Source organism: Cyanothece sp. BG0011 (genome assembly GCF_003013815.1).
In the GTDB taxonomy this organism is placed as follows: Bacteria; Cyanobacteriota; Cyanobacteriia; order Cyanobacteriales; family Microcystaceae; genus Crocosphaera.
Genome location: NZ_PRLH01000048.1, coordinates 33,977 through 47,749, shown reverse-complemented (window position 1 = coordinate 47,749; position 13,773 = coordinate 33,977). Strand labels below are relative to the sequence as shown.

The window sequence follows — 13,773 nt, the reverse complement described above, 5'->3', positions numbered from 1 at the left end:
AAATAACGATAACTTGACTGGTTAGTTACATCTTAACAAAAATCTGGCCAGCACTTTCGTCACCATGTTTCTTTTAATTCTAAATGTTGCTCAACCATTGAGCGATCGCGCCAGATAGGGCGCATTTTTCCTTGTTGGTATAGGGATAATTGATCTCCTCGGTGGGGTGAATGGGGTTGTGTGGCGTTACCATAGACGGTTAACCCTTGGGCCTCAATGGGATCAGAGAATTCTACGGCCATCATGAAACTGTCCCCGAAAACCACTTGAAAGGTCTTATCTTGGGCGGCTTGTATCTCTAAGACTTGAAAACTTCCCAATTTACCGGGCGCGCCTCTGGCTGCCACATCTTGCTCTCCGACGCGCATTCTCACCACGTCTCCCCAAGGAACGTCAAGGGACCCATACAGTAGTTGAACTTGGGCTGCAATGCCTTCTAAAACGGCTACGGCGGTGTTAATATCGGCTAACCCGGTGGGGGTATCTAAAGGGGTTTCGGGGTTCCAGGGTTTGGAGAAGAGTCCTTTTGATTCTAGGGTTGTTGCCCATAACATAAACAGTACCGCACCGCGACTATCGGGGTTCGTTTGACGGTCCCATTTTTCTAAGACTTCTGCTGCTTCTATCCCGATGGGGTTTGCTAATGCTTTGGTGGTAGAAATCAGGATATCTAATAGGCGATCGCTGATCAATAATTTTGAGGAAAATTTATTGTTAATGATGTCTTCTAAACTGAGTTGATCGGACTGGGTTAATAACTCAATGGAACGCTGCGATCGCAAAACATTGGGAGCTTGTCCTAAATATTTCGGGGCAAAATAGGGGGGAAAATCTTCGGGGTTTAAGAGAGGAGGGTTAGTGCTAGTCCAAGGGGGATCATTAGTATTTTGTAACCAGCCATTTTCGGGATTAATAACACGGGGTAATTGTTCGTATTCGTGATAATTTTCCCATAGGGTTTCTGAAGTATTTCCTGAGATAATACCTCCCCAATTTTCCCAGTTTCCTTGGGAACGAATGGGAATTAACCCATTAAAAACATACATAATATTATCTTGTTTGTCGGCATAAATGACATTGAATAAAGGGAGTTGTAATTGTTGTAAACTTGTTTCAAATTGGTTTAAATTTTGGGCTTTCCCCATATTCCATAATTGTTCTAAACTTCCAGGGCGATCTAATCCTGCGACTCTTAAGGCATAACCGATGTTTTTTTGTTGTTCAATTATTACCCCATGAATGGATTGTTTAATGCCGATTTGTAATTCCGTAAAGCTTCCATTGGGTTGCCGAATCTTGATGGTTTCAATCTCTTGTTTTAAGGGTTTTAATTCTCCATTAAATTGATAATTTTCTTCTTGTAATTTTAATTGATAAATATCAGTATTATCGATAGGATTAACGGTTAAAGTCCAGCCTAAATTATCATTAAAGGCAATAGATAGAACCGGCATTCCTACTAAAGTTGCACCATATAAATTGAGATTAGGGGCTGTTAAATGGGCTTCGTACCAAAGATAGAAATCTGACCAGGGTAAATGAGGATTAGCTAATAAAATTGAGTTATTATTTAAGGCTTTTTTCGGTGCGATCGCCCAAGCATTTGAACCGGCTTGTGAGGGGAGATTTTGTAAGGCTTTAATGTCTTGAGGTTTCGTTAAAAAGTGAAAATAAATAACCCGTTGAAAATGGGCTAAAATATCGGTTCCTGTGATGGGTAAAACTTGTTTTAAGTCTGCTTCTATTTCCTCAGGATGTTGTTGAATATAATCATTAATTCCTTGAGCAAAACTATCTAAATAGCTTCGCATTTCTGGGCTTTGTTGTTCATACCATTGTTCGGCTCGTTTGGGAATTCCCATTGTTCTGACATATTGATCAGATTCTAGATAATTAATACCCCAATATTCTGCTGCTTTTCCCCTAGCTTGTCCGTATAATTTTAATAATAAGTTACCATGACTTTTCGTTTGTGACCAGCCAAATGCTTTAAATAGACTCATATTATTGGAGGCATAAATATGAGGAACTCCCCAGGTATCCCAAAGTATTTCTGTTGAATTTTGGCTCATAGTAGAAAAATTAAAACTAAACAATATTACCAATAAAGTTATTAAAAAAATAGTAATAATTTTTTTCATCTTATTATATATTTATAACTTTTGCCTTTTGACTTGATTATGCTCCCATTCCTGAATACTGTTTTAAACCTTTTTTCCATAGCCAACGGTTGAGAATAAAAAATAGTATAATCCAGGATAACATAATGATAAAACTTAGGGTAACATTCAGGGGACGATTAATAAATAAAGAGGCTGGAAAATAGACAGTGTAAGGAAAAGGCGTTAATAAAACAATATCTCGAATAACGGGGGGGAATACATCTAAAGGGGCTGTTATTCCTGATAAAAAGATATCAAATAAAAACCAAAATTGCTGAATTGAACTAGCCCTTTCTATCCAAAAACAAAACATAGCTAAAGTATATTGAATAATAAACCTTAATGTGAAGGATAAGATCACTGCTATTAATCCTAATATAATATTGCTTATCTTGGGTATCCAAACCGCTTGAGGATATAACCAAAAGAATAATAAGGTAATCAAAATAGCAATGGGAAACCGTGTTATTTTCTCAGCAATATGTCTGGCGACATGATACCAAGCTGGATCAACCGGATATAATAATTTAAAGGATAATTTTCCTTCAATGACTTCTTTTTCAAAATCCCAAATAACCCAAACATTAGTAAATTGACGTACTTGAAAAACGCAGAAAAAATAACGAGCAAATTCTACGGAACTTAAAGAAAAATCTCCCCCTTGAGCCGCTTTTATCCACACTCCCATTAAAATAATAGGAAGGGAACCTGAAAGCACCCAAAAAAAGATTTCTGCTCGATACTCTAACATATGAGCATAATAAACAGAAAGAAAAGAGGCGACTTTTTTAATTAACCAGCGCATAAGTTATCTTAATAGAATGTGCAAAATTGGGTTTTTAATTGTATTATAAGTAAAAATCAGTAGTCATCAAGAGGTTTCAATATATTACAGGATTATATGATCGGTACGCCTTCGTACTGATAATGTTTGCTAAAAATGCTAATTTAGATGTAACTTTAAATAACAGCCGTTACAAATTGTAAAACTTTTTTATAATCTATTTAAGATTTTTGTCTTCTGGGGAGTTGTTTTCTATAGAAATATCTGGAATAGCTAATGTTATTTTTTGATAGTTCATATTCTGCTAGATTTTGATTCCCAGGAAATAGCGTATTGGAATTATGATAAATCACAATGGGGCAATACTGAAAAATCCTTGATGATTTTTCGTACATTAGTTAATGTTTGTTGTGATGGAATGTATCGCAATTATCGTGTTAAATCGAATCTAGTCGATGGTGTCAGATTAAGAGGTAAATCTCAAGAAAATTTCCTCGAAATTCAGAATAAATGGATGGATAACTTAAGCTATATTACTTATTTAACTACTTCTCCGATCAGCATTAATCACTCACAAGGGGATCAATTTAAAAATAGATTTTTAGATTGGCCATTAAGTAGTTTTTTTGTGACTAATAGTTCAAATAAATCAGAAATTTGTCAAACTGTAATTAAAGAAAAAGTGGAAAAATTATCTTTGCTAGATGGGACTAATTTGCTGATTGTTCTCTACAGTAATATTAAAGAAGATACGAATGCTATTGAACAAGTTAAAAGTTTACATAATTGTTTAAAAGATTATTTATCTTTGAATAAAAATTCCTTAGAATGGTCAAAAAACCATTTAAAACAACATGGCTTCAGTGCAATTGAGATGAATGAAATGTTAGGATTTCAAGAAAATGTCAACGATTCTTAAAATATTAATTTTTTCTAATGTTTTTTTCTTTGGAGACTGGATTAAGCAATTCAGCAAGTTTCTTGAATTGTAATGAGAATTTCGATAGAATGATAATGAGGAAATAAACAAATAAAGTGGTCAGATATACATTTAGATTTTATTAATACTATTTATCTTTTATCAATCTACCGATAGTTATACAAATTAGTCAAGAAAAGGTAAATGCTTACCTCAAGTTATCTTAATTACATAGATAAAATCATTCCCGAACTCAACTTTAACCGATGAAATCATCCTTACTCACACCCAACGGTAACAATAACAAACCCAATCAATTACCATCGACCATTAACCAAGCAGAAGGTAACATAGGAGCAGAACAAGAAACAGGGAGTCAATATCTGTCCTTGGGAAAACTAGCGCAGAAACTGCAACAAACCTTAGAAAATCATCGGGGGGAACGTCATATCGTCGTGATTCAGGATTTTCCTGATCCTGATGCCCTTTCAAGTGCTTGGGCTTATCAATTAATGGCGCAACCCTACGAGATAGAATGCGACATTGTCTATGCAGGAACTCTGTCTCACCAGGAAAACATTGCCCTAGTCAAACTGACAGGGTTACCCGCAACGCGGTGGAGTACCAATAGCCTCAAAGATCGGGATTTATCCATTTACCAAGGATGTGTATTGGTCGATTCTCAGGGTAACACCAGTCAATTAATGCCTTACGTCAAACAGGCTAAAATCCCCATTGTGATCGTCATGGATCATCATAGCAAACAGGGGAATATCCAAGCAGAATTTACCGATTTAAGGCCAAAAATTCGGGCAACTGCCACTATTCTCACCCAATATATCCAAGCCGATTTATTAGACTTCAACAGTAACAATACCACCCATGTTAAATGTGCCACCGCCTTAATGCATGGCCTTCGTTCGGATACCAATGGTTTACGACAGGCCCAAGAACAAGACTTACTGGCGGCAGCCTATTTATCTCGCATTTATGATCCTCAGTTATTAAATGCGGTGTTACAGTCAGCCAGGTCCCATCGTGTCATGGATGTGATTGAGCGATCGCTAAAAAATCGTTTCATTCAAAATAACTTTTCCATTGCCGGCGTGGGTTATTTACGGTATGAAGATCGAGATGCTATTCCCCAAGCAGCGGACTTTCTCGTCACAGAAGAAAATATCCATACGGCCGTCGTTTATGGCATTATTCATGACGAAGATCATGACATCGAAGTGGTAATCGGTTCTTTACGCACCCATAAACTAACCCTTGACCCCGATGAATTTCTCAAAGAAGCCCTAGGAAAAAATCCCCAAGGCCGTTACTATGGCGGTGGCCGGGAAATGGCCGGCGGATTTGAGATTTCCATGGGCTTTTTTGGCGGTAGTAACGATAACAGCGACTATACTAAGCTGAAATGGGAATTAGTCGATACTCAACTCAAGCAAAAACTCCTAAGGTTAGTTAACCCTAAAAATGAAGTGGTTCACGCTTAACGCAGTGATCCGTGACCAGTTATCAGTCACTGTTCAAGGAAGGGATCTCAATTAGCTGAGATTTACTCTAGAATATGTTAACATGAACATATAAATAATTGAAGCAATACTTGAGTCCCTAATAAAATCCTTGTTATACCATGAATCCTAATCATAATCTTAACTCAGTTGAGAATACCCCAGATCAAAGCACCCAAACCCCTAATAACCCTGAAGATCAACCCATTGACGCAGAAATCATCGCAGAAACACAGACTAACCCCTCTTCCATCCATGAAGATGAAAACACCATTAACCTAACCTATTATCCCGTCGAAGAGGATCAAACCCCTCACCCCCTTAATGATGATCCCTTACTTCTATGGTTAAAACAAGGGTTAACCTCTTTAAGTACCCCTTGGGGAATGGGATCATTATCTTTGATTATCGTGACTAACTTAATCCTTGGTGGGGTGCAGTTATGGAAAATTCAGCAAACCCCTCAACCACCTGAGTCCGCTAATCTTCCCGTTGATACCTCTGCCACTAATTTATCCATTCCCAAAAGTCTTAACATTGCCAGAAACCCTTCAAATCGAGTGATGTTAGACGCACTGAGTACCGTCTCTAACCCCTCTCCCCAGTCTCCTCAAACGGTAGCCAAAACCCCTCAAACGCCAAAAGAAACAGTGGTCAATGTCAATCAACCCCCAAGTTTGACCAATGCCATTTTACCCCCATCTCTACAACCCCAAACTCCTAACCCGTATCCAATGGCTACAAGCCCTTTAAAAGTGCCTCAAGCCCCAAGAACAGCCCCTGTACGCCCTTCGACTATTCCCATTGCTGACATTCCTCGTCCTCTACCGTCGGCCCCTCAACCCACAACAGTTCCCACCCTGGCCATTGAACCCCCACCTCCTCCTAACAGTGGCGCAGGGATGTCTGAAGATGAACAAGTTCGTCAAGCCATTAAACAACAGTTAAAAATAGAAGAAAATAATCAAAGTAATATTCCTCTAGGGTTTAATCATAAAACTCGTTTAGAAATGCAAAACGGAATGAATGAACTTCCTGACGAATTATTACCCAAACAAGTGCAACATCTTGAACAACTTCAACAACGAGAAGTGTTAGACTCCCAAGTCTCTCCAAGAATCAAGATTGAATGATCTCAAACATCTCCATAAAGTCCTTGGTACACTGTTAACAGAGGCTACAATAAAAAGAGTTAGGAGAAATAAAAATGGGATGGTTAGAAAGAATGAGTCGGGTGGTGAGGGGTCATCTCAATAGTTTAGTTTACGAAGCAGAAGACCCCGAAAAACTCTTAGAAGATGCCATCGCTCATATGGAACAAGAATTGATTGCTATGCGTCGGGCTTTAGCAGAAGCGATCGCTACTCACAAAAGTGCAGAGCGTCAATTATCTCGTTACGAAAAAGCGGCCGAAACTTGGTACGAACGGGCAGAGTTAGCCCTATCAAAAGGGAGTGAAGCTTTAGCCAGAGAAGCGTTAATGAAACGTCAATCTTATCAACAACAAGCTGATAGTATTCAAAGCCAACTGACCGAACAAAATGAAATTATTCAGAGACTCAAAAATGAGTTAAGAAAAGTTGAGCATAAAGAACGAGAAGCCAAGGCCAAAAAGAATCTTTATTTGGCCCGACTTCGGTCTGCTATGGCCTCTCAAAAACTGAATGAAGTGTTAGGAAACTTTGATCCTTATAGTTCTGAGAATCTTTTTGAAAGAATTGATCAACAAATTTTAGAACTAGAAACCCAATCAGAACTAATGGGCAAAATTCCTGATCCCTTAGAAAGCAAATTTATGGAGTTAGAAAATAGTAAAAAAGTCGAAAAAGAAATGGCAAAATTAAAAGGAAAAAAATCCCAAGCAGAAATTGACGAACTTAGGTCTAAACTTGATCAATTATAAAATGAATCCAACCTCAATTCATGCTCAACCCCCTTTAGAATACATTCCCCCCGATTTTAACCCCTGGATCTGGCGTGGTGTCAAAACTTTATTACCCTTATGGTTACAATGGCAAACGACGATCAAAGAAATTGAAGGCAAAAATATTGAACAATTAGCAGACCTTTATCAACAATTTCAAGCAGGAAACATTCGCTTTTTAATGGCCTTTCGTCATCCCAGTGTCAATGACCCTTATTGTATGGGATATTTAGTCTGGAAACTACTACCAATCATCGCAAAACAAAAGAAAATTACTTTAAAAAATTTACCTCATTCTCATTTTATTTATGATCGCGGTATTCCTTTATGGGCTGGCTCTGGGGTGGGTTGGTTATACTCTCAATTAGGAGGAACTTCCATACAAAGGGGTAAGTTAGATATTCCTGGGTTACGTTCAGCAAGGGAGTTATTTGTTAACGGTCAATTTCCCATGGCAGCCGCCCCAGAAGGAGCCACAAACGGGCATAATGAAATTATTAGTCCCCTAGAACCGGGGATCTCTCAATTGGGGTTTTGGTGTGCAGAGGATGTACAGAAAGCTAACCGCAAAGAAACGGTGTTTATTGTTCCCATTGGCATTCAATATTTCTATCTATCTCCTCCTTGGGAACCCATTGAACAATTATTATCTCAATTAGAAAAAGATGTGGGAATTTCTACCCAAAATCATTCTTTAGACCCTTCAAAATTGTATGAAAGGTTATATGGGTTAGGGGAACATTGTTTAGGGATCATGGAAAATTTTTATCGACAATTTTATCATCAAACCTTACCAGACCTATCAGAACAAAGTTTACAAGAGAGATTAGAAAAATTATTGAATGTTGGCTTAGAAGTGGCCGAAACTTACTTTAATCTCAAACCGAAAGGAAACATGATTGATCGCTGTCGTCGTTTAGAACAAGCCGGATGGGAGTATATTTATCGCGATGATTTTAAAGATATCAATCAATTATCATCAGTGGATAAAGGATTAGGCGATCGCGTTGCTGAAGAAGCCAGTTTAAGAATGTGGCATATGCGCTTAGTGGAGTCTTTTGTGGCCGTAACCGGTTATTACGTCAAAGATAAACCCACAGCCGAACGGTTTGCCGATACGGTTCTGTTATTATGGGATTTCGTGGCAAAAATTAAAGGGGAAAATCCCTTATCTCGTCCTCAACTCGGGCCTCAACAAGCACAAATAACCGTCGGTGATCCCATCTCGGTGTCTGATCGATTTGAGGGTTATAAAAAGAATCGTCGTCAAGGGGTAACCCACTTAACCCAAGACTTACAAGATGCTTTGGATAAGTTGATTATTCACTCTTAAGTAGACTTTTTCTTTTTGTTACTTAATTCTCGTTTAAATAAAGTACCAAATGCAACGGCAACCCCTGCGCCTAAAATGGTTAAAGGTTCAGGTACAGGCTCGACTGGTACAGATTCTTCAACAGTTGATCCTATATTAGAGACTGTATCTTCAACATCTGATTCTGTATTAGAGACTGTTAATGTTTCAGTTTCAGTATTAGGGTAAACATTAAAATAATAAACGTTGAACACAACACTATCTTCAGATTCTGTCGGTTGGGCTGACTCAACAAAAGCCAAATTTTGACCTTGACCTTGACCTTGAAACGAAAAAACTCCTTTAAACTCAGAAGTAAAATTGTCTTCAAAAATATCTGGACTGTAGTTATTTCCTGTTACTAAAGGCTCTGTTGTTGCTATATTACTATTAAACCCATTCAATAAGGTGTACAAACTATTAAGAAAATCTAATAAAGTATCCTGTACAGGGGTTTCATTGTGTTCAGATGTAGCATTGAGTACACCAGCTTGAGCAGGAGAATTTCCACAAGTTACTAAAGCAATTCCCAGAATAAAAATAGATAATATTTTTTTACTTGCCATAATTTGTATAAAACTCCTCAAAATTTCTTTATTACAATCATCCTAAGGAGTCTTATTATCTTTTTTTTATAACTTATGGCATAAGTTTATCTATAACTTTTAGGGTAAATTTAATAGAGCAGGTGTGGTACTTTTGACCGAGAAATCTCTAACATTGCAGAAGTTTGCTTATCACTTTTAGGATAGATTTAATAAAAATTTTATGATACTTTTGGAATATTAATTGCTAATTATTAACTTGGTCTAATATAGCTTTAGCAATGACTGTACATCCATCTTTAGGTATATTTTTCCCTATTCTTGGAGGATTAGGATCTTGTTTTAAAAAGTCCCAATCTCCTTGAAAAAAGCCTTCTGTTTCAACAATTTGATGCTCAGCATAATTTTCAATGCCTTCTAATAACAAAGCTGCTTCAGCAAAATCATTTCTAACTAAAGAAACGATGGGAATATCTAAGCGCATCGCTTCAGCAAAGGTGCTAAATCCCGGTTTAGACATAACCCGACCACATAAAGGCATAAAATCAACAGGACGATACAAAGGCTCGGTAATTTTAATAAGATTGTTTAATGGGGGTGCATTACGATCAAAAGTAATAAATTGCCAATCCGAAAATTGAGCTAAATTATCATAAGGAATTTGTTGTAATCCCAAGCCGCCAAAGGTTAATAAAATAGTTTTTTCTGGAGAAGCGGTTAGGTTAAACTTGTCTTTTAAATCATCAATATTATAACGAGGGTTTCCGCCCGTTAAACCCACATCGGTGATAGCATTAAAGGCATTCATGGGTTCAGCCATCGGCAGACGAAATAAGCGATCGCATTGTTGATAACAATCTTTAATCCAATTAACGATATCTTTCCATTCTTCTCCCCAAGCTTCATATATAAAATCCCAGCCAAAATTGCTCATCATATAACACCGAACTCCGGCAAGTTGGGCAATGGGTGCCATTAACGGGGGAATATCAGCTAAAATCAAATCAACTTGATTGGTCTTAATAAAATTAATTTCTGCTGCCATCAAAGCTTGACGTTTTGTATAGATTTCCTGCATTTTGTTGAGGGTTGCAGCTTTATCCATTTTAAAACTATCTGATTGAATTACCCCTACATCAAAAGCCAACGGACGATAAATAAAATCCCCTGAAATATAAGATTCTAATAACCACCTGGGGGCTGTGGTTACCATAATTAATAGAGTATCAGGGCGCAATTTTAAAAGGGCATCGGCCACCGTAGAAATGCGCACCGCGTGACCATAACCATGGCCCGTGGCAGCTAAATAAATAATCGGTCTATTGTTAGTAGTAACTTGGGTCATTATGAATTATCTTGACTTCTGACTGGTGAGTGCTAACTGTTACCCATTGTCTCAGGAAATCTTTCCGAGAGCCTGGACCTGAAGCATTATCAGCAGGACTGAGACTCTCGGATTGAGTGTTCAAAGGTGGTGAGGTTCTCATGATGAGACCATAAGAGTTTGAGCCTTGTTTTGGACTAAACGAGTCCCACTTTTAGTTAGAACGTGTGCGCGTGGAGTACCTCCATCACGTTACAGATATAGGCGATGCCCGAATAATCGTCGAAAAACTTGGCTGCGACTTCATCGGAAATCTTGACGGCCATATCCCGATTGGGGGTGAGTACCTCAAATTTTACATTCGAGAAGGCATCGCTAACAGTGGGCTCTCCTGACGAGCGCACGCCACGACTGCCTTTACCGCCAGCGGCCACCACCGTATAACCGGTCGCTCCGGCTTGCTCGATGATCTTGGCGATCTTTTTGAGCAGTACCTTTTCGGTGACGATAACGAGTTTGCAGGCTTTTTGGGTCATGTAGGTTACCTCTTAACGCATTTTGTTGTAACAACTCAAGACAAGAATCTATGGTTTTGCCTTGAACCATACCTTTTAGTTTATGCCAAAGATAGGCCAATACACTACCCTCAGTTGAAAAAGATTGACTCAGATTAGCCGAAGTATTTTATAAACAACACTTATCTGTTTGGTACTGTAACCACCATTGATAGATGTTTTCTACTTCCTTGTTTAGTTTTTATGTAACGTCTGCAATATGTCAAAATCAGATTGCAGAGACCACAGGGATGAGGTGCGGTATAGCTGCTCTGGTTCAAGTGATAAGTTTCGGTTATCAAAAGATTCCGTAAGTTTGAAGCAAGAGGTTATCAAAAATGTTGCTTGTTGCCCGAGCATTGCATAAACTTAAAAATATGGTTTTTGCTTGAACGATAGCCTTATATCTATCAATTAAGCAAAAACAGTTCAAAGACATAACCACTATTCTGAAAGCCGCTACACACATCACACAGGTGAGTTGTCGGCGGGTGTTCCGTTGCATACACGCAAGTGACCTGTAAGGGATACAAACAACCAGTATGGAGCGAAAATCATGAATCAGTTTGAATCGAAGCAGTCACAGCCAAAGTTGGAGACGAATGAGGGATGGCTCGTACAGGTATATGGCAGTAATCGTCGTTTGCTTTGTGTTTTAGAACCCTCCCACGGTTGGATCTTTTTGATGGGTTGCGGTGTTGGTTTACTGCTTTCCGTCATTTGGATTAACGCTGCTCGTTACAGTCCCCCCTTAGAACCGACCCCACCAACAGAATCATTGGTATTGCCAGTGGATTAATCATAAAACCCATCCTAGGGGCTAGCTATTTTTCTTAAGACATTTTAAAGATAAAAGGCAACAGGCAAGAGAAACACTTTTGCCCTTTGCCTTATTTACCTTATATATATAGCAGTACAAAAATTCGTGTTTGACATTGTTCATATCTTTGGCAGTCTTGGAAAATGTCTTCGATGGGATGATTACCCAGATAGAGCGATCGCAATTCACATTAATCAGAGGCGGGGATCGCCCAATAAAAAGAAAAACTTATGAGTTGAATTAGAGATTGCGTTTCAAATTCATTTGAGGAAACGTAAAAATTTTCACTTTTAATGATAGACTTAAACACATACAAATTTCGCTCTTAATAGATCGAAGTATATGAAGGGTGATGTAGGACAGATATTAGCTTGCAACCTAGTGAGGAAAGCAACCATCTCTGACCATTCTGTTAATAGGTTCTCCCACAGTACCTATGCTGTAGCAGTAACGTACCCCACCCCTAATTTTAAAAGTTCACTTATCACAATAGTTACTCCTCTTTAGATGAGGAGAAAGGAGGTATTAATGGATTTCTTATCCGATTTCTTGACGAAATTCGTGGCGCAATTGCAGTCTCCCACCCTCGGCTTTCTCATTGGTGGTGCAGTGGCAGCTGCCGTCAGTAGCCGACTGCAAATTCCAGATGCGATCTATAAGTTCATCGTTTTCATGCTACTCATTAAAGTTGGTTTAAAGGGCGGGATTGCGATCCGCGAGTCCAACATAACTGAGATGCTGTTGCCTGCAGTGTTTGCCGTATTAATCGGTATTCTGATCGTCTTTATCGCGCGCTACACCTTGGCCAAGTTGCCAAATATCAAAGTTGTCGATGCCATTGCCACTGGAGGCTTGTTCGGTGCGGTGAGTGGTTCTACCCTTGCTGCGGGCCTGGCGGTACTCGACGCGCAAGGGATGGAATACGAAGCTTGGTCTGCGGCACTCTATCCCTTTATGGACATCCCAGCCCTTGTGACTGCGATCGTCTTGGCCAGCATTTATACCAGTAACAAGAAGAAGCGGGCTGCTGCAGATGAATATCGTAGCAAGCAGGAGTTTTATGGTGAGGAGCAAGTTGCAACAACTGCTTATGCCATGGAGCAGGGTGGTACTGCAGATGCTTATATGATGAATCAAGGCAGTCCCTCAGGAAGTAGCTCAGGGGGACATCCTAGTAACCAACGCATTACTGCCAGTGGCTATCCTAGCGAAGATCGCGAGAATCGGGTGGAAATATGGCCGATTATTAAAGACAGCCTTCAGGGTTCTGCTTTATCAGCATTATTACTCGGCCTTGCTCTAGGTCTGTTAACCCGACCTGAAAGTGTCTATGAAAGCTTCTACGAGCCTCTTTTCCGCGGACTGCTTTCGATCCTAATGATCGTAATGGGTATGGAAGCAACGGCAAGAGTTAACGAGCTACGCAAAGTAGCCCAATGGTACGCCGTGTATGCTTTTATTGCACCTTTACTGCATGGTTTCATTGCCTTCGGTCTCGGCATGATTGCCCACTATGCCACGGGATTCAGTGCAGGTGGTGTTGTCATCCTAGCCGTCATTGCTTCCTCCAGTTCAGACATTTCGGGTCCTCCTACTTTAAGAGGCGGTATCCCCTCAGCCAATCCCTCTGCCTACATCGGTGCATCCACAGCAGTAGGTACCCCGGTTGCAATTGCTTTAGGAATCCCCCTGTTCATTGGACTTGGTCAGGCGCTGATGGGTGGCTGATCCCAGACGGGTTGCATTCGACCAACGCAGCCACTATGTCAAGGTCTGCCTCGTGTCTATTCAACATCCGCGCCGCCTATCGGTCTGGACTAATAAGTATTTTGTCGGCATCAAGGTCCCATGGACAACAAAACACGGCCACCCAAAA

12 protein-coding genes are annotated in these 13,773 nt (G+C 39.5%); 7 read left to right on the top strand and 5 right to left on the bottom strand.

Translation table 11 applies throughout. The annotated features are described in order from the left end of the window. Positions 1-59 precede the first annotated feature (59 nt). Both C4E06_RS06625 and C4E06_RS06620 read right to left on the bottom strand, forming a co-directional pair. The gene (locus C4E06_RS06625) at positions 60-2,141 is read right to left on the bottom strand and encodes a penicillin acylase family protein (protein WP_107667344.1); all 2,082 of its coding nucleotides are present in this window, start codon (positions 2,139-2,141) and stop codon (positions 60-62) included. A 37-nt stretch (positions 2,142-2,178) separates the two neighbouring features. Then, the gene (locus C4E06_RS06620) at positions 2,179-2,967 is read right to left on the bottom strand and encodes an ABC-2 family transporter protein (protein ID WP_107667343.1); all 789 of its coding nucleotides are present in this window, start codon (positions 2,965-2,967) and stop codon (positions 2,179-2,181) included. 358 nt (positions 2,968-3,325) lie between these two features. Between C4E06_RS06620 and C4E06_RS06615 the strand changes: the two genes are divergently transcribed. The 5 genes from C4E06_RS06615 (at position 3,326) to C4E06_RS06595 (ending at position 8,636) form a co-directional block, all read left to right on the top strand. Then, positions 3,326-3,865 carry a hypothetical protein gene (locus tag C4E06_RS06615; protein ID WP_107667342.1) on the top strand — a complete coding sequence of 180 codons (540 nt, stop codon included), beginning with the start codon at positions 3,326-3,328 and terminating at the stop codon, positions 3,863-3,865. A 266-nt stretch (positions 3,866-4,131) separates the two neighbouring features. Beyond that, on the top strand, positions 4,132-5,361 hold the full coding sequence (locus tag C4E06_RS06610; RefSeq protein ID WP_107667341.1) for a bifunctional oligoribonuclease/PAP phosphatase NrnA: 1,230 nt from the start codon (positions 4,132-4,134) through the stop codon (positions 5,359-5,361). A gap of 140 nt (positions 5,362-5,501) precedes the next feature. Continuing rightward, positions 5,502-6,512 (top strand): hypothetical protein, encoded by a 1,011-nt coding sequence (locus tag C4E06_RS06605; protein WP_107667340.1) that lies wholly within the window; start codon positions 5,502-5,504, stop codon positions 6,510-6,512. A 74-nt stretch (positions 6,513-6,586) separates the two neighbouring features. Then, positions 6,587-7,282, top strand: a complete 696-nt coding sequence (locus C4E06_RS06600; protein WP_107667339.1) for a PspA/IM30 family protein — start codon at positions 6,587-6,589, stop codon at positions 7,280-7,282. 1 nt (position 7,283) lies between these two features. Next, positions 7,284-8,636 carry a glycerol acyltransferase gene (locus C4E06_RS06595; RefSeq protein ID WP_107667366.1) on the top strand — a complete coding sequence of 451 codons (1,353 nt, stop codon included), beginning with the start codon at positions 7,284-7,286 and terminating at the stop codon, positions 8,634-8,636. Here the strand turns inward: C4E06_RS06595 and C4E06_RS27675 are convergent. The 3 genes from C4E06_RS27675 to C4E06_RS06580 all read right to left on the bottom strand — a co-directional run bounded on the left by C4E06_RS27675 (position 8,633) and on the right by C4E06_RS06580 (position 11,059). Next, on the bottom strand, positions 8,633-9,220 hold the full coding sequence (locus C4E06_RS27675; RefSeq protein ID WP_198648375.1) for a PEP-CTERM sorting domain-containing protein: 588 nt from the start codon (positions 9,218-9,220) through the stop codon (positions 8,633-8,635). The two genes, C4E06_RS06595 and C4E06_RS27675, sit on opposite strands and share 4 nt — an antisense overlap. 226 nt (positions 9,221-9,446) lie before the next feature. Further along, positions 9,447-10,544 (bottom strand): glycosyl transferase, encoded by a 1,098-nt coding sequence (locus C4E06_RS06585; RefSeq protein ID WP_107667338.1) that lies wholly within the window; start codon positions 10,542-10,544, stop codon positions 9,447-9,449. A 197-nt stretch (positions 10,545-10,741) separates the two neighbouring features. Beyond that, positions 10,742-11,059, bottom strand: a complete 318-nt coding sequence (locus tag C4E06_RS06580) for a hypothetical protein (protein ID WP_107667337.1) — start codon at positions 11,057-11,059, stop codon at positions 10,742-10,744. A gap of 574 nt (positions 11,060-11,633) precedes the next feature. Between C4E06_RS06580 and C4E06_RS06575 the strand changes: the two genes are divergently transcribed. Continuing rightward, positions 11,634-11,876, top strand: coding sequence for a hypothetical protein (locus C4E06_RS06575; protein WP_107667336.1), 243 nt, complete (start codon positions 11,634-11,636; stop codon positions 11,874-11,876). Between the two features lie 549 nt (positions 11,877-12,425). After that, on the top strand, positions 12,426-13,625 hold the full coding sequence (locus C4E06_RS06570) for a sodium-dependent bicarbonate transport family permease (protein ID WP_107667335.1): 1,200 nt from the start codon (positions 12,426-12,428) through the stop codon (positions 13,623-13,625). Positions 13,626-13,773: the final 148 nt, after the last annotated feature.

Bases quoted from the DNA above. Each gene is read 5' to 3' on its own strand.
- C4E06_RS06605 (WP_107667340.1), top strand. From the start codon at position 5,502: ATGAATCCTAATCATAATCTTAACTCAGTTGAGAATACCCCAGATCAA.
- C4E06_RS27675 (WP_198648375.1), bottom strand. From the start codon at position 9,220: ATGGCAAGTAAAAAAATATTATCTATTTTTATTCTGGGAATTGCTTTA.
- C4E06_RS06615 (WP_107667342.1), top strand. From the start codon at position 3,326: ATGATTTTTCGTACATTAGTTAATGTTTGTTGTGATGGAATGTATCGC.
- C4E06_RS06600 (WP_107667339.1), top strand. From the start codon at position 6,587: ATGGGATGGTTAGAAAGAATGAGTCGGGTGGTGAGGGGTCATCTCAAT.
- C4E06_RS06570 (WP_107667335.1), top strand. From the start codon at position 12,426: ATGGATTTCTTATCCGATTTCTTGACGAAATTCGTGGCGCAATTGCAG.
- C4E06_RS06575 (WP_107667336.1), top strand. From the start codon at position 11,634: ATGAATCAGTTTGAATCGAAGCAGTCACAGCCAAAGTTGGAGACGAAT.
- C4E06_RS06610 (WP_107667341.1), top strand. From the start codon at position 4,132: ATGAAATCATCCTTACTCACACCCAACGGTAACAATAACAAACCCAAT.
- C4E06_RS06625 (WP_107667344.1), bottom strand. From the start codon at position 2,141: ATGAAAAAAATTATTACTATTTTTTTAATAACTTTATTGGTAATATTG.
- C4E06_RS06620 (WP_107667343.1), bottom strand. From the start codon at position 2,967: ATGCGCTGGTTAATTAAAAAAGTCGCCTCTTTTCTTTCTGTTTATTAT.
- C4E06_RS06585 (WP_107667338.1), bottom strand. From the start codon at position 10,544: ATGACCCAAGTTACTACTAACAATAGACCGATTATTTATTTAGCTGCC.
- C4E06_RS06595 (WP_107667366.1), top strand. From the start codon at position 7,284: ATGAATCCAACCTCAATTCATGCTCAACCCCCTTTAGAATACATTCCC.
- C4E06_RS06580 (WP_107667337.1), bottom strand. From the start codon at position 11,059: ATGACCCAAAAAGCCTGCAAACTCGTTATCGTCACCGAAAAGGTACTG.